This is a genomic window from Pseudoduganella sp. GW821-FHT11H04 (assembly GCF_058807935.1).
Genome location: NZ_JBXARE010000004.1, coordinates 431,620 through 447,390, shown reverse-complemented (window position 1 = coordinate 447,390; position 15,771 = coordinate 431,620). Strand labels below are relative to the sequence as shown.

Genomic DNA, 15,771 nt, shown 5'->3' with positions numbered 1-15,771 from the left:
CGGAGAGGCATTCTGCAATGGAGAAAAATTTGAATATCACCAGAGGATTCTGGCTTGCCGGCGCCTACAACGTACTTGGCATGCTGACTTTTTCGAAGTTCTTCACAAACCCCGTCCTCGAAGCCGTCGACCCGGTCGTGTTCTCGTGGCTGGGGCAAGCCGCCATTGTCCTTTGGGGACTGGCCTACTGGTCCGTGGCTAAGACCTACCGCCACGTTCCATTGCTGGTGCTTGTATTCGCAATTGAGAAGCTTGTCTACACCATCACCTGGCTGGCATGGCTGCTTGCGAAAGGAACCACACTTCCCGCAATCGCCTCCGAATCCCCACTCAGCGCGATGTTCTTTGCGGTCTATGGCGCCGGTGACTTTGCCTTCTTCCTATTCTTTACCTGGGTAGCTTGGCGTACCCGGAGATCACATGCTAGTCGGCTTTCCTTAGCGTGAACGTGCGGAAGCGGGCTTTCACTTGGTCGACGAATGCGTCGTCGAGGGCACTGCCGCCGCGTGATTCGATCAAATCCGCGTTGCGGCAGCCTACTGCGCGGAAGTCCTGCAGCGCGTAAGTTTTGCATCCCATGTCGGCGATTTTCTGCGTCAGCGCGGCGATGTGCTGGCGCGTGGTGAGGGTTGGGTGGACGGTGGTCCTGAACTCGTACGGCACGCCACTTTTCAAAACGATCGACGCTGCGCTTTTCGCGGCGGCGGCGCTTCCTACGACGGTGGTGAGCTGGTCGTAGGATTCGAAGGATGTTTTGATGTCCAGACCGACCCAGTCGACAAGCGGTAGCACACCTTTCAGGCGCTCGGGATAAATGCCGGCGGTGTGCAGGCCTACCTTGAATCCCATCGATTTCACACTGCGCATCGCGTCTTCAAGCGCGGGGTCGAGGGTTGGCTCGCCGCCGGAGAAAACTACGGCGTCGAGCAACCCTACCCTTGTGGCGAGAAATGCCAGCATTTCCTTCCATGCGATTGCCGGTGCGGCGTCTCGCGGTTGCAGGTGAGGATTGTGGCAGTAGCCGCAGCGCCAGGGGCAGCCCTGGACGAAGACCACGGCTGCCAACTGCCCTGGGTAGTCGGTCGACGTGAACTTTGTATAGCCGCCGACTTTGAGCTCCCTGTCAGCCATTGTTCTTGCGCTCGACGAAGTAAGTGCGTTCGTTGAATTCACCCTTCTTGCCGACGTTGAAGGACGAGTACGGGCGGTGGTAGCCCATGACGCGCGTCCAGATTTCGCAGGGCTGGCGTTCTTCATTGGTGAGGGTGATTTCCTGGCCTGGTTTGTTTGCGGTCATGCTGGTATCTCCATGGTTAAGCGCTGTTTGCGCGCAATGATGTCCTCATCGCATTTCGGACAGAATTCGTGTTTGCCGCTTAGGTAGCCGTGTTTTGGGCAGATCGAGAAAGTCGGCGTGACGGTGATGTAGGGCAGGCGGAAACGCGTCAATGCGCGCTGCACCAGGCGGCGACAGGCGTCGGCGCTGGATATCTGCTCGGTCATATACAGATGAAGTACGGTGCCGCCCGTGTACTTCCTTTGCAGCTCGTCCTGCCGCTCCAGCGCTTCGAATGGATCGTCAGTGAATCCGACCGGCAGCTGCGAGGAATTGGTGTAGTACGGCATTTCCCGCGTTCCAGCCTGGATGATCGACGGCATGCGGGCGCGGTCTTCTTTGGCAAAACGATAGGTCGTGCCTTCCGCCGGCGTCGCTTCCAGGTTGTACATATGGCCCGTCTCTTCCTGGAACTCCAGCATCCGGGCGCGGATGTGGTCCAGCAGGCGGATGGCCAGGGCGGCGCCGGTCTCGGTAGTGATGTCTTCAGCATCGCCTGTGAAATTGCGGATCATTTCGTTGATGCCGTTCACGCCCAAAGTCGAGAAGTGATTGCGCAGTGTGCCGAGGTAGCGCTTGGTGTAGGGGAACAGGCCGCCATCCATCAGGCGCTGGATGACCTGGCGCTTGATTTCCAGGCTGGTTTTTCCCAGTTCCAGCAATTCGTCCACGCGGGCCATCAGCGCGGATTCATCGCCTGCATACAGATAGCCGAGGCGTGCGCAATTCAGCGTAACCACACCCAGCGAACCGGTTTGTTCGGCTGAACCAAACAGGCCGTTGCCACGTTTAAGCAATTCGCGTAAGTCCAATTGCAGGCGGCAGCACATGGAACGGATCATGTTCGGCTTCAGCTCTGAATTCACGAAATTCTGGAAGTACGGCAGGCCGTAGCGTGCGGTCATCTGAAACAGCAATTCGGCATTGGGGCAATGCCAGTCGAAGTCCGGTGTGATGTTGTACGTCGGGATCGGGAAGGTGAAGGCACGGCCTTTAGCGTCGCCTTTCATCATTACTTCGATGTAGGCGCGATTGATCATGTCCATCTCGGCTTGCAGGTCACCGTAGGTGAAAGGCATTTCTTCGCCGGCGATCACGGGCAACTGTTCTTGCAGGTCCTCCGGGCAGGTCCAGTCGAATGTGAGGTTAGTGAATGGGGTCTGCGTGCCCCAGCGCGAAGGGACGTTCAGGTTGTAGATCAATTCCTGCATGGTCTGCAGGACCTGCTCGTATCCCAGCGAATCCTTGCGGATGAAGGGCGCCATATAAGTGTCGAAGGAGCTGAATGCTTGTGCCCCGGCCCATTCGTTTTGCAGCGTGCCGAGGAAGTTGACGATCTGGCCGGCGGCGCTGGAAAGGTGCTTCGGCGGCGCCGACTCCACTTTTCCCGGCACGCCGTTCAAGCCTTCGTTCAGCAAGGTGCGCAGCGACCAGCCGGCGCAATAGCCCGCCAGCATATCGAGGTCGTGAATATGGATGTCGGCGTTGCGGTGCGCTTCGCCCACCTCGCGCGGGTAGACGTGATCGAGCCAGTAATTGGCGACCATCTTGCCCGAGATATTCAGGATCATGCCACCCAGCGAGTAGCCCTGGTTGGCGTTCGCGTTCACGCGCCAGTCGAGCTGCTGGAGGTATTCATTGATCGAGGACGCGACGTCCACGGTAGTCTTGCGTGTCGTATTCATTTTCATCATCAACTAGATGTTGTGTTGATGTGAATACTACACACTAAATATAGTATTAAGAACCGCTATAGCCGTGATTTTTGATTTCCTTGACCTGGTTTAAATTTGCTAAGATTCCTGCGAAAAGGAGACGTAACCATGCCCGCCAAGAACATTGATGGCTACGAGGTTGAATATACCGGGGAGCTGTTGGATGGCACCAGGCAGTGGGGGGCGTTTGTTTCGATTTTCGCGCCATCCAGCAATCCGATGCATATGACGCACATTTATCCGAAGCGGAGGGTTTCTGCGGACCTGACTTTGATGGACCAGCACTCTGCGGAGGAGGAAGCGGAGCGTGCAGCGATGAAGATTCTGGAGGGCCTGCGGCCGTAATCACTGCACATGCAGCAGGTCATTTTCGGCCAGTTCTTCTTTCGCGGGGACTTTGCGCGGCAAGGTCAGGATCACGGTGGTTCCCGTCCCGGGCTCGGACTCGATCTGGATGGTTCCGCGCAAAACACCAGTAACCAGGTTGTACACGATATTCATGCCCAGCCCCGATCCGCCCTGCCCCATCTTGGTGGTGAAGAATGGGTCATAAATCTGGTGCAGGGTGCGTGAACTCATGCCGACGCCATCATCGGCAAAGCGCAATTCCACCGAGTGCTCATCGACTTCCGCCGCGCTGATCGAGATGCGGCCCGACTCGCGCCCCTCAAACGCATGCAGCAAGGCGTTCTGTATCAGGTTACCGAGTACCTGCGCCACGCTGCCTGGATACGAAATGAAATTCAGCGTCTCCGGCATCAGCACCTTCACTTCGCAATTGGCGCGGCGCAGCTGCGCCGAATATGTTGCAAGCGTGTCGTGCACCACGCCGGACAGGTTGAAGTTGCGGCGTTTGTCGGAAGTCTGGTCCACCGCCACTTGCTTGAAGGAGTGGATCAGGTCCGCCGCACGCGTGAGGGAATTGGTGATGATGGAGCACGCCATGCGCGCGTCCTTCAAATGCGTGTCTAAGGCGGATCGCTTGATGCCGCCCTCTCCCAGCTGGCGTTCAAATTCCTTGCACATATCGCTCAAGGCAGTCGCAGTCAGCAGGCTATTGCCGATTGGAGTATTGAGTTCATGTGCGATGCCCGCCACCAGCGCGCCAAGAGAAGCCATTTTTTCGGAAGTGATCAGGCTTGCCTGCGCCTGCTTCAGCGTGAGCAGCACGGCAGACAAATCCTTGTGCGCCAGTTCCACATTGGACTTCTGCAACGCCAGCTCATTCAGGCTGCGTTCCAGGCCATGCTTGGTATCGACCAGCGCGGCCTCCGCCTGTTTGCGTACGGTGATGTCGATGATCACCCACACGCAACCCTTGCGCGGCTCATTCTGGTCGAGCATGCGGCCGTTCACCATGCACCACAGCCTCTTTCCCTGCGCGCTCACCAGTTCCAGCTCAAAGTGCATTGAAGCGCCGTCGGTCATGCATGCAAAAGGATCGTGGTGCCCACCCGTCAGCACAGCGCAAGAGCGGCCGGCCAACTCGCCATGCTGGTAACCCATCATCTCTTCCAGTCCGCTGTTGCAGCGTACGATCAAGCCGTTGGCAAACAGGCCGATCCCGACGATGGCGCTATCCTGAAGCGCGCGCAATTCGTCGGCCGTGACGCGCAGTTTTTTCGCAAGGGCGCGGCGGCGCGAAAGGGTCATGATCTGCGCGCCGATCAAGGCGCTGATGGTAAAGCCTGCCAATGCGATGACCCAAATCAGCATGCTGTCGCGGCTATAGTGTTCGCTGGCGTGGCCCTGGAATTGCACGATCCAGCGCCGCTCGCCCACGTCGAGCGGGATCTTCACGTCCAGGCCGGGCAACGCAGGAAGGCGCGTGCCGGAACCGAGCTTGCCGAAACTGTCGAACATCAAGTTGTCGTCGCTGGGAAGCACCTTGGCGCCGTCGCTGGCATAGCCGGCATCATGAATGCTCACATACAGGTGCTGCAGCATCGGGCTGTCGATGGTTTCCGACATCAGGTCGTTGACGCGGAAAACGATGGCCACAAAACCCACCAGCGCCGCATCACGCTCCTCCACCGTCAGTAGCGATGCGCCGCGTTTGTAAATTGGGGCGCGCGCCACAAAGCCCGGCTGGCCGCTGGCGTCCTGCACGAGGGTGATGCGCTCGGTGGCCACGATGCGGCCGGTCGCGGTGCCAAGCTGCAGGGCTTTAAGGTGGGGCGGCAGCGCCGCGAGATCGAGTCCGAAGGCATTTTCATTGCCCTTCATTGGCTCGTTGTATTCGATGATGTAGTGGACCGGGCGCACGGACGCTGGGTGCACCTTGTAGTCGGGATAGCCGCCGCTTTGCAGGCTATCGTCGGCCCGGATAAACGCGCTGTACCCATCGATCTGGTCCGAGCGCACGCGCCGCACGAACTGGATGGCCTGGAAGCCCGGATAGCGGCGCTTCAGGTCCAACTCTCTCACATAGCGGCTGAACTCTACGCGCGTCACATTTTCATGTACCGCGAACACGCCCTTAATACTGAGCAGCATGTCGAAATAGGTTTGCAGGCGAAGCTGGGTATCGCGCGCAATCTTTTGCGTGTCGCGCTGGAAGGCTTCGTTGGCTTGGCGGTCCTGCACATTCACGACGAACAAGCAGACCCACACGGTAACGCAAATACCGACGATAAAGGCCAGGTATCCGTGTATGCGCATGCTGGCTCCAGCTGGACTGTGTAGCCGACTATAGCATAGGACTAATCCGACACATCCGCGTAGCGGGCGGCAATTTCCATCACCTGTTCTTCGGCCGCCAGCAGCGCATCGACCACGTCCGGATCGAATTGCTCACCGCTACCCTGGCGAATCAGTTCAATCGCTGTCTCGTGGGTGAAGGCCGGGCGATAGACCCGTTCCGACACCAGCGCATCATAGACATCGGCCACCGCCACCAGCCGTGCCGAAACCGGGATCGCATCGCCCGCCAGGCCTTGCGGATAGCCGGAACCATCGTAGCGCTCCTGGTGGCTATAGGTGATTTCCCGCGCAAAGCGCAGGAAGGCGTTGGTGAAGCCCAGCTCCCGCTCCACACCGGCGATGGCGTCGCGGCCATGCACAGTGTGCTGCTTCATGATGTCAAATTCCTCCGGCGTCAGGCGGCCCGGCTTGAGCAGGATCGCGTCCGGAATGCGCACCTTGCCGATATCGTGCAGCGGCGCGGCCTTGAACAGGAATGGAATATTCGGTTCGGCCAGTTCATCGGAAAAGCGCGGGTTGCCTTGCAGCTGGCGCGCCAGTGCCAGCACAATGTGCTGGATGCGGCGCAAATGCGATGGGTCTTCCTCGTCGCGCCACTCGGCCAGGGTGGCGATGGCCCAGGCCGCGGCATCGGCGATCTGGCTCAATTCCTTGATCTGGCCACGGCGACGCTGCACCTGGGCGCGTGCCTGATGCAGTTGCACATGGGTGGCGATGCGCGCCCGCAGCAGCTCGGGCACCAGCGGCCTCGCCACCACGTCGGACGCGCCTTCGGCAATTGCGCTGCTCTCAAGCTCTGGCTGGCCGCGCTCTATCATGGCGATCAGGGGAATGCTGGCTGTATCCGGATTGCTGCGCAGGGACTGGCAGACGGCGAAGCCATCGCGCACCACATCGACCAATACCAGATCGGGGCGCGGCAACTGCTGAGCCATGGCGAGGGCGCGGTCGGCCTCGTCAACCACGCGCACGGCGTACTTGTCCTCTAGCAGATGGCTGAGCTGTTGCAGGTGTTCCGCCGATCCGTCAACGATCAGCAGCAGTGGCTTGGTCTTAGGTCTGGTCATTGCGGCATGATACCGCAGGCAATTCTAGTCAGCGAGTGCGGGCGAGCCGTCTGGCAGGAAAGCGCCGAAACAACGTGTGCATTCGATACAAAACAGGTGGGCCACACGCACGTTTTTTTGACGCAGCACCAGCTGCAGGTGGCCTTCCTCGCAAATCGGGCAAGTTTCGCGCATGGTACCGCATGCCATCACGTCGTCGGCCAGGTAGTTGTCGTCATAGCGCACGCCATCAACCACCCGCTGCGGGTCGATTTCGACCAGGAACAGGACGGGCTCAAGGCCGCGCTGATCAGGAACCGGGTAAGCGCCAGAATGGTAGTGGTTCATCTGATTCATTATCATCCCCAAATGCCCAGCGCAAGTTACGGGCACTTTAACCATAGTCAAAGAATCACCTTGTAGCAAGGTCAAGGGAGAAATTTGCTTGCAATTAGATAGCACGCTATCTATACTGCCGCCATGGACACCAAAACCTACGACCTCGAGCAGGTTCCCAAGCTCGACCAGCAACTTTGCTTCGCCTTGTACTCGACCTCACTGGCGATGAACAAGGTGTACCGCAAGCTGCTGCGCAAGCTGGGCCTGACCTATTCCCAATACCTGGTGATGATGGTGTTGTGGGAACAGGACGAGCAGACCGTGTCTGCCCTGGGCGACCGCCTGTTCCTCGACTCGGCCACGCTGACCCCGCTGCTCAAGCGCATGGAGCTGGCCGAACTCATCACCCGCACCCGTTGCCCGCAGGACGAACGCCAGGTGATCATCGCCCTCACCCCGCACGGCAGCGAACTGCGCAAGGAAGGCGCCAAGCTGCCGGCCTGCGTGCTCAGCGCCAGCGGCTGCGACATAGAACAAGTCATCCGTCTGCAGCGCGAGCTGTCGGTTCTGCGCACCAGCCTGATGAACAACGCATGATAAAAAAGGGGACGTACCCCTTTTTATTTGACAAAAGGGGTACGTCCCCTTTTTTTGTTTTATGTTGCAGGATTTTTACAAATAAACCAAGTGCCGAAATACAAGCTCCCCTAGAATAGCCCAGCATTTATTACTACACGCCTGGGGACTTGATGAAACGTTTTTCTGTTGGTCTTGCCGCACTCTGCATGACGGCAACGGCCTTTGCGGCCGAGCCATTCGACGATAAATTCCGCCAGCTCGACGAGCTGCTGCCTTCCGCCAACCAGTACCGCACCGCTTCCGGCGCTCCGGGCCACGCTTATTGGCAGCAGCGCGCGGACTACACGATCCGCGCCACGCTGGACGAGGTCAAGCGCGCCATCAGCGGCAGCGGCCAGATCACTTACCACAATAATTCGCCGGACACCCTGCACTACCTGTGGCTGCAGCTGGACCAGAACATCTACAAGCCGGACTCCGATGCCCGCATGACCATGACCGCGCCTTCGCGCGAAGCGTGGGGCCGCGCGCGCGGCGACGAAGAGGGCATGAAGTTCGAAGGCATGCGCAACATCCTGGCCGGCCGCGATTTCGACGGCGGCTTCAAGATCGCTTCCGTTAAAGGCTCCGGCGGCGCGCCGCTTCAGTACACCATCAACCGCACCATGATGCGCGTTGAACTGGCGCAGCCGCTCAAGCCGGGCGAGAAGTTCACCTTCTCCATCGACTGGTCGTACAAGATCAACGAGCAAAAAGTACTGGGCGGCCGTTCCGGCTACGAGCATTTCGCGGAAGACAAGAACGACCTGTTTGAAATCGCCCAGTGGTTCCCGCGCATGGCGGCCTACTACGACGTGTACGGCTGGCAGCACAAGCAGTTCCTGGGCTCGGGCGAATTCACGCTGGAATTCGGCGACTATGACGTGCAGATCACCGTGCCGTCCGACCACGTCGTCGCTTCCACCGGCGAGCTGTTGAATCCTAACGACGTGCTGACCTCCGCGCAGCGCGACCGCCTGGCCAAGGCCCGCACCAGCAAGACCCCGGTCGTCATCGTGACCCAGGCTGAAGCCGAGGAAGCCGAGAAGCATCAGGCAAAGGGCACCAAGACCTGGCACTTCAAGGCCAAGAACGTGCGCGACTTCGCATGGGCTTCTTCGCGTAAGTTCATCTGGGATGCGCAGGGCTACAAGAAGGATGGCAGCAACCTGATGGCCATGTCCTACTACCCGAAAGAAGGCAACCCGCTGTGGGAGAAGTACTCGACCGCAGCCATCATCCACACCATCGAGCAGTACAACAAGTACAGCCTGGACTACCCATACCCGACCGCGATTTCCGTCAACGGTCCGGTAGGCGGCATGGAGTACCCGATGATCTCCTTCAACGGTCCGCGTCCTGTGAAGGATAAAAAGACCGGCGAAATCACCTACACCAAGCGCGCCAAGTATGGCCTGATCGGCGTGGTGATCCACGAGGTCGGCCACAACTACTTCCCGATGATCGTCAACAGCGACGAGCGCCAATGGACCTGGATGGATGAAGGCCTGAACACCTTCGTGCAATCGCTGGCACAAGAGGCTTGGGAAGATAATTACCCGGCCGGCCGCGGCGATCCGCGCTTCATCGTCGACTACATGCGTTCGAAGAACCAGGTGCCGATCATGACCAATTCGGAGTCGCTGCTCCAGTTCGGCAACAACGCCTACGCCAAGCCGGCTGCGGCGCTGAACATCCTGCGCGAAACCGTCCTGGGCCGCGAACTGTTCGACTACGCCTTCCGCGAATACGCACGCCGCTGGAAATTCAAGCGCCCTACCCCGGCTGACTTCTTCCGCACCATGGAAGACGCTTCCGGCACCGACCTTGACTGGTTCTGGCGCGGCTGGTTCTACACCACCGATGCAGTGGACGTGTCGATCGATGGCATCACCGAATACGGCGTGAGCACCAAGAATCCGGAAACCGAAAAGGCCTGGAAGAAGGCGCAGCATGATGCCGAGCCGATTTCCCTGATCGACCAGCGCAACAAGGGCATGGTCCGCAAGGTGGACCAGCAGCCGGAGCTGAAGGACTTCTACAACGAGCATGACGACTACACCGTCACCAACGTTGACCGCAACAAGTTCGCCGAATCGACCGGCGACCTGGAACAGTGGGAAAAAGACCTGCTGGCACAGGGCAAGCACCTGTACCTGGTAGACTTCTCCAACCTGGGCGGCCTGGTTACTCCGCTGGTCCTGGAGATCGAACTGAAGTCGGGCAAGAAGTACATCGAGCGCATCCCGGCCGAAGTATGGCGCTACTCGCCGAAGAAGATCACCAAAGTGATCGTGACCGACGAGCCGCTGGCGTCCCTGGTGCAGGACCCGTACTGGGAAACCGCCGACATCGACCAGTCCAACAACGCCTGGCCGCGCAAGGTAAGCCAGTCGCGCCTGGAACTGTTCAAGTCGCGCCAGCCTGACAATATGATGAAAGACTTCAACACGCCTCTCAAAAAGAAAGACGCAGAGAAGAAAGACGCGGAAACCGATAAGAAGTGATGACTCGTTTCAAAGCCGTCCTCCTGGCGGCGCTGCTCTGGTGCAGCGCCGCCGCGCAAGCCCACAATTTTCACGTGGGCTTGACGGAGATCAGCTTCAACCCACGCACAGGTAGCACGGAAGTGGTTCATACTTACACGGCGCATGATGTGGAAGCGCTGTTGATGAACCTTTACCAGCGCAACTTTGACCTTGGGTTGGAGGAGGATCAGGCCGTGTTCCGTCGCTACATCGAGAAGCAGTTCCGCATCACCGTCAACGGCAAGCCTTTGCCGCTGCACTGGGTTGGCATGCAAGCCAACGTGGACAGCATCAACATCTACCAGGAAATCGAGAAGACCGAATTGCCGCCCGGCGCCGTGCTGCTGGATGGCGTACTGACCGATTTCCTGCCGCAGCAAGTCAACAACGTCAACGTCAGCGGCCCTGGCCGCCCGACAGCCTCCATCGTCTTCAACCGCGAACGCCGTGAACAGCCGCTGCCTTAAGCGGCGGCCGGCGCTGGCATTGGCCTGCTTGCTGGCGCCGGCGACGGCTTTCGCCGACGATCCCTTCATGCAGCGCGTGCTGGTAGAAGGCGCACGCGCCAGCCAGGTGGGAGTGGCCGATTCCGCCGGCATGGGTAGCGTATCGCAGCGCCAGCTGGAAGCGCGCACCATCTACCGCCCCGGCGAGCTGCTGGAAGCTACGCCCGGCCTGGTCGCCAGCCAGCATAGCGGCGAGGGCAAGGCCAACCAGTTCTACCTGCGCGGCTTCAACCTCGATCACGGCACCGACCTGCGCACCACGGTCGACGGCATACCCGTCAACCAGCGCAGCCACGCGCACGGCCAGGGCTGGACCGACCTGAATTTCATCATCCCCGAGCTGGTGGCGCGCCTCGATTACAACAAGGGCCCGTACAACGCCAGCACGGGAGACTTTTCATCGGCCGGCGCCACAGCCATCAATTATTCCAGCCGCCTGCCGCAGGACCGCGCCGCGGCCACCATCGGCCAGAACGGATACGGCCGCGTGCTGCTGGCCGGTTCGCGCGATGCCGATGTCAGCGCAGACCGCCCCGGGGCCTTGCTGTACGCGCTGGAGGCTGTGCACAACGACGGCCCTTTCACGCGCGGCGATAATTACCGCAAGCTCAACGCCGTCCTGCGTTACAGCGCGGGCTTTGCCAACAATGGCTACACCATCACCGCCATGGCCTATCACGGCGCATGGAACGCCACCGACCAGATTCCGCAGCGCGCAGTGGACAGCGGCATGCTGGGCCGCTTCGACGGCCTCGACCTGACCGATGGCGGCCAGGCGCGCCGCTACAGCCTGTCCGCCGCCTGGGCCCGCAGCGACGAAAAATCGACCACGCACGCCAACGCCTACATCATCAACAACCGTCTCGAGCTCTTCTCCAACTTCACCTACTTCCTCGAGGACCCGGTGCATGGCGACCAGTTCGCCCAGCCCGACCGCCGCGTGACCGGCGGCTTCGAGGCGAGCCACAGCTGGCATGACCATATGGATGATATGGCGTGGAGCACGACTCTGGGCATTCAGGCTCAGAACGACAATATCTTCAACGCGCTGCAGCACACCGAGGCGCGCAAGGTGCTCGAAACCGTGCGTTCCGACCACATCGTCGAAACCAGCGCCGCGCTCTACTTGCAGCAGCGCCTGCGCCTGACCACCTGGCTGCGCGGCGAGGCCGGTGTAAGGCTGGACCGCTACCGCTTCGCCGTCGGCGACGCGGCGCGCGTCAACGAAACGCTGGCCAGCCCCAGCATCAGCCTGGCCTTCGGCCCCTGGTCGCGTACCGAGTTTTACCTGAACGCGGGACGCGGCTTCCACAGCAACGACGCGCGCGGCGTGACCCAGACGCAGGATCCGGCCACACCACTAGCCCGTTCGCGCGGCCTCGAATTCGGTCTGCGCAGCGAAGCAATAAAAGGCTTGCAGACGGTGCTGGCCGTGTACCGGCTGGACTTCGACTCGGAGCTGGTCTACCTGGGCGACGCCGGCAGCACCGAGGCAGGCCGCCCGAGCCGCCGCTACGGCATCGAATTCTCGAACTACTACAAGCCTGCCAAATGGCTGTCGCTGGACGCCGACCTGGCCTTCGCGCGCGGCCGCTTCCGCCGCACCGTCCCGGCCGCCGCCGACGACACGGAAACCGGCGACCGCATCCCAGGCGCCGTTGAAGGCGTGGCGCAGCTGGCAGCCACGTTTACCCCGGCCGGTCCCTGGTCCGGCTCCCTGCGCCTGCGCTGGTTCGGCCCTCGCCCGCTGGTGGAAGACAATGCCGTGCGCTCAAAGGCGAGCGCCACCGTCAACGGCCGCCTTACCTACAAATTCGACGCCCGCACCACCCTGGAGCTGGAAGGCTTCAACCTCGCCAACCGCCAGGTCTCCGCGATCGACTATTACTACGAATCGCGCCTGAAAGGTGAAACAACGCCCCGGGAGGACATCCATTTCCACCCAATAGAATCGCGATCTTTCCGCCTCAGCCTGAATGTCGCATTCTAGTTACAATAGGGGACATGATGACGCCCCTGCCCCAATTGATCCACACGCTGCGCAGCGCCGGCTATGCCCTGCTCAAGCCAGCCGACGTAGCCAGCCTGGCCGGCTGCACCCTGGATGAACTGAATTCCCTGGTCCCCAGCTGGGACGACCTGGCCACTGACAATTACCTGAAAGACGGCGGCCGTTACCGCCGCCGCCGCCACTCCTGCTTCGTGCAAGACGGCCTGGCCCTGGACCAGGCCGAGCACCGCGCCCACTGGCAACCGGTCGAATACAACGCCCTGCACGGCGGCATGCGCCGCCTGTTCGAGCCTATCGCAGCGCAAACAGTGGCCAATCCAGCCTGGAACAAGCTGCTGGCAGCCATCGGCCAGGCCTGCGCCCAGGTGCGCGGCCAGCATCCCTGGTACGTGGAAGCCCACCAGTTCCGCATCGACACCACCGACGGCATCGGCCGCCCAACGCCTGAAGGTGCCCACCGCGACGGCGTGGACTTCGTGGCCGTGCTGCTGGTCGGCCGCCACGGCATCAAGGGCGGAGAAACCCGCGTGTTCGAAGCCGATGGCCCGAACGGCAAACGCTTCACCATGACCGAGCCGTGGACCATGCTGCTGCTGGACGATGCGGCTGTCATCCACGAATCGACCCCGATCCAGCCTCTCGCCGGCAATGGCCACCGCGACACCCTGGTTATCACCTATCGTGATGGTGGTTTCCAAGGCGGCTAAAAAAACGGTATAGTCTGAACACCCAACCATTTCGGAGGTGCTTTGGAATCCAGCTACGATATCGCGCCCGATGAGCTGGAAATACTCATCGTCGAAGACAGCCCGACCCAGGCCGAGCGCCTGCGCCGGCTGATTCGCTCTTCGGGCTATCACGCCAGGGTGGCGGCCAACGGCAAGCTGGCCCTGGCTGAAGTCCGCGAACGCAAGCCCCACCTGATCCTGTCGGACATCGTGATGCCCGAAATGGACGGCTATGAGCTGTGCCGGGCCATCAAGGCCGATCCGGCCTTGCGCGATATCCCGGTGATCCTGGTCACCTCGCTGACCGACCCCAAGGACATCATCCGCGGCATTGAATGCGGCGCCGATAACTTCATCCGCAAGCCTTACGCCGAAGACTACCTGCTGAACCGCATCGGCCAGATGCTGGTCAACCAGAAGCTGCGCCGCAATTCCAGCATGGAGGTCGGTATCGCCCTCTACCTGGGCGACCAGAAGCACTTCATCAACGCCGAACGCCAGCAAATCCTCGACCTCTTGATTTCCACCTACGAACAGGCGGTGCAGGTGAACAGCGAGCTGCAGGCGCGCGAACGCCAGGTGATCGAGCTGAATATGCGCCTGGCCCACCATGCTGCCGAACTGGAAACGACCAACCGCGAAATCGCGCTGAAGAACCTGGAACTGGCGGAAGCGAGCCGCATGAAGTCGGCCTTCATCGCCAATATGTCGCATGAGCTGCGCACGCCGCTGAACGCCATCATCGGCTTCACCGGCGCGCTGCTGATGAAGCTCCCCGGCCCGCTGACCGATGAACAGGACCGCCAGCTCACCACCATCCGTTCCAGCGCGCGCCACCTGCTGTCCCTGATCAACGATATCCTGGACGTCGCCAAGATCGAGGCCGGCAAGGTCACCCTGACCCTGGAGCCGGTGCATTGCCAACAGCTGATGGGGGAAGTAGCCGAGACCCTGCGCCCGCTGGCCGCGCAAAAAGGCCTGCAAGTCTTCATCGAAATGCCGGATCAAGCAATCATCCTGCAAAGCGACCGCCGCGCCCTGGCGCAGATCATGATCAACCTGGCCAACAACGCCATCAAGTTCACCGAGAAAGGCATGGTCAAGCTGACGCTCTCCCAGCGCACCGACGAGGAAAAATCGCTGATCACGGAATTCAGCGTGACCGACAGCGGCAGCGGCATCAAGGAAGAAGACCAGGTCAAACTGTTCCAGGCATTCTCTCAGCTGGATAGCACCTCGACCCGCCATGCGGAAGGCGCGGGCCTGGGCCTGTATTTGAGCCAGAACCTGGCTAACCTGCTTGGCGGCTCGCTGTTCTTCAGCAGCGATTTCGGCAAGGGCAGCACTTTCACGCTTGCGCTCAAATGCCGGCCCGCATCCTGATCATTGAAGACAACCAGGCCAATATGGACCTGGTGACCTACCTGCTGCAGGCGTTTGGCCACCATCCCCTGTGCGCCACCGACGGCGCCATGGGTGTGGAGATGGCCCAGCGCGAGCGGCCCGACCTGATCCTGTGCGACCTGCACCTGCCCAAGATCGACGGCATGGGCGTGGTGGCGCGGCTGCGCGCCGATCCTGCGACCCGCTCCATTCCGATCCTGGCCGCCAGCGCCCTTCCCGTCACCGACGGCTGCGCTGCGCTGCGCCGCGCCGGCTTTAGCGGCTGCCTGCCCAAATCGCTGGAACCGGACGTTCTGCTGCCGTCGCTGGAATCCTTCCTGCCCGAACACCTGCGTGCGGGCGCCATGCCGGCCAAGGCGCCGCCGTCGGCCGGGCCGGGCGCGCCGCCTGCCGGGCTGGCGCCAACTGCCACCGGCTCAGTGCGCGCACGCGTACTGCTGCTCGACGCCGCGCCGGAAAACGCCGGCCTGGTGGCTGCGATCCTTGCGCATACCGGCTACACGGTCAGTACCGCCTCCAATCCGATGGATGCAGGCGCGCTGCTGGACGGCCATGCCTATGACGTGGTCCTGTGCGAACTGGGTTTGCTGGAAGCGGGCCGCTTGTCCTTCCTGACCGACGCGCTGGAAATGGCGCCCGGCTTGCCGGTGCTGGTGATACGCCCCGATGATGAAGACGACCTCAGGACGCTGGGGGCGGAACGGCGCCGCGGCTTGCTGTCCCATCCGCTCGATCCGCAGCAGCTGGTGGCAGCGATCGACGCGTTACTAGCCTGAGTGCTCAAGCCAGCATAAACCACCCGAGGAACAACAGGCTGACCACAACGGTCACCAAGGC

Annotated in this window: 15 protein-coding genes; 9 read left to right on the top strand and 6 right to left on the bottom strand. The window is 60.9% G+C overall.

The genetic code is table 11. The features are described 5' to 3' along the window. Window positions 1-29 precede the first annotated feature (29 nt). A complete protein-coding gene (locus AC1RTP_RS12280) occupies window positions 30-446 on the top strand; it encodes a hypothetical protein (RefSeq protein WP_498607850.1) in 417 nt (138 codons plus the stop codon). Here the strand turns inward: AC1RTP_RS12280 and AC1RTP_RS12275 are convergent. From AC1RTP_RS12275 to AC1RTP_RS12265, 3 genes are read right to left on the bottom strand one after another with little or no spacing between them, the layout of a single operon-like run. Continuing rightward, the gene (locus AC1RTP_RS12275) at window positions 424-1,131 is read right to left on the bottom strand and encodes an anaerobic ribonucleoside-triphosphate reductase activating protein (RefSeq protein WP_498607848.1); all 708 of its coding nucleotides are present in this window, start codon (window positions 1,129-1,131) and stop codon (window positions 424-426) included. The genes AC1RTP_RS12280 and AC1RTP_RS12275 overlap by 23 nt on opposite strands. Then, window positions 1,124-1,297, bottom strand: coding sequence for an anaerobic ribonucleoside-triphosphate reductase (gene nrdD / locus AC1RTP_RS12270; protein ID WP_498607847.1), 174 nt, complete (start codon window positions 1,295-1,297; stop codon window positions 1,124-1,126). Before nrdD ends, AC1RTP_RS12275 begins: the two co-directional genes overlap by 8 nt. After that, window positions 1,294-3,030 (bottom strand): ribonucleoside triphosphate reductase, encoded by a 1,737-nt coding sequence (locus AC1RTP_RS12265; RefSeq protein WP_498607845.1) that lies wholly within the window; start codon window positions 3,028-3,030, stop codon window positions 1,294-1,296. The genes nrdD and AC1RTP_RS12265 overlap by 4 nt, the downstream gene beginning before the upstream one ends. 129 nt (window positions 3,031-3,159) lie before the next feature. Here AC1RTP_RS12265 and AC1RTP_RS12260 point away from each other — a divergent pair, with 129 nt between their 5' ends. Continuing rightward, a complete protein-coding gene (locus AC1RTP_RS12260; RefSeq protein WP_498607844.1) occupies window positions 3,160-3,396 on the top strand; it encodes a hypothetical protein in 237 nt (78 codons plus the stop codon). Here the strand turns inward: AC1RTP_RS12260 and AC1RTP_RS12255 are convergent, their stop codons facing one another. From AC1RTP_RS12255 to AC1RTP_RS12245, 3 genes are read right to left on the bottom strand one after another with little or no spacing between them, the layout of a single operon-like run. Beyond that, window positions 3,397-5,712 carry a CHASE domain-containing protein gene (locus AC1RTP_RS12255; protein ID WP_498607842.1) on the bottom strand — a complete coding sequence of 772 codons (2,316 nt, stop codon included), beginning with the start codon at window positions 5,710-5,712 and terminating at the stop codon, window positions 3,397-3,399. Between the two features lie 41 nt (window positions 5,713-5,753). Continuing rightward, window positions 5,754-6,821 carry an HD-GYP domain-containing protein gene (locus AC1RTP_RS12250; RefSeq protein ID WP_498607840.1) on the bottom strand — a complete coding sequence of 356 codons (1,068 nt, stop codon included), beginning with the start codon at window positions 6,819-6,821 and terminating at the stop codon, window positions 5,754-5,756. A gap of 24 nt (window positions 6,822-6,845) precedes the next feature. After that, entirely contained in the window at window positions 6,846-7,157 is a 312-nt protein-coding gene (locus AC1RTP_RS12245; protein WP_498607838.1) for a hypothetical protein, read from the bottom strand. 123 nt (window positions 7,158-7,280) lie between these two features. Between AC1RTP_RS12245 and AC1RTP_RS12240 the strand changes: the two genes are divergently transcribed. The 7 genes from AC1RTP_RS12240 (at window position 7,281) to AC1RTP_RS12210 (ending at window position 15,710) form a co-directional block, all read left to right on the top strand. Beyond that, on the top strand, window positions 7,281-7,736 hold the full coding sequence (locus tag AC1RTP_RS12240; RefSeq protein WP_498607836.1) for a MarR family winged helix-turn-helix transcriptional regulator: 456 nt from the start codon (window positions 7,281-7,283) through the stop codon (window positions 7,734-7,736). Window positions 7,737-7,888: 152 nt separating this feature from the next. Beyond that, window positions 7,889-10,264, top strand: a complete 2,376-nt coding sequence (locus tag AC1RTP_RS12235; protein ID WP_498607834.1) for a M1 family metallopeptidase — start codon at window positions 7,889-7,891, stop codon at window positions 10,262-10,264. Next, window positions 10,264-10,752, top strand: coding sequence for a DUF6702 family protein (locus AC1RTP_RS12230; RefSeq protein WP_498607833.1), 489 nt, complete (start codon window positions 10,264-10,266; stop codon window positions 10,750-10,752). The genes AC1RTP_RS12235 and AC1RTP_RS12230 overlap by 1 nt, the downstream gene beginning before the upstream one ends. Further along, window positions 10,733-12,781: a TonB-dependent receptor gene (locus AC1RTP_RS12225; protein WP_498607832.1), complete on the top strand. Its 2,049-nt coding sequence runs from the start codon at window positions 10,733-10,735 to the stop codon at window positions 12,779-12,781. The genes AC1RTP_RS12230 and AC1RTP_RS12225 overlap by 20 nt, the downstream gene beginning before the upstream one ends. Window positions 12,782-12,795: 14 nt before the next feature. Further along, window positions 12,796-13,509, top strand: coding sequence for a 2OG-Fe dioxygenase family protein (locus AC1RTP_RS12220; RefSeq protein ID WP_498607830.1), 714 nt, complete (start codon window positions 12,796-12,798; stop codon window positions 13,507-13,509). A gap of 42 nt (window positions 13,510-13,551) precedes the next feature. Next, a complete protein-coding gene (locus tag AC1RTP_RS12215; protein WP_498607828.1) occupies window positions 13,552-14,913 on the top strand; it encodes a hybrid sensor histidine kinase/response regulator in 1,362 nt (453 codons plus the stop codon). Next, window positions 14,895-15,710, top strand: coding sequence for a response regulator (locus tag AC1RTP_RS12210; protein WP_498607826.1), 816 nt, complete (start codon window positions 14,895-14,897; stop codon window positions 15,708-15,710). Before AC1RTP_RS12215 ends, AC1RTP_RS12210 begins: the two co-directional genes overlap by 19 nt. The last annotated feature ends 61 nt before the right edge of the window (window positions 15,711-15,771 follow it).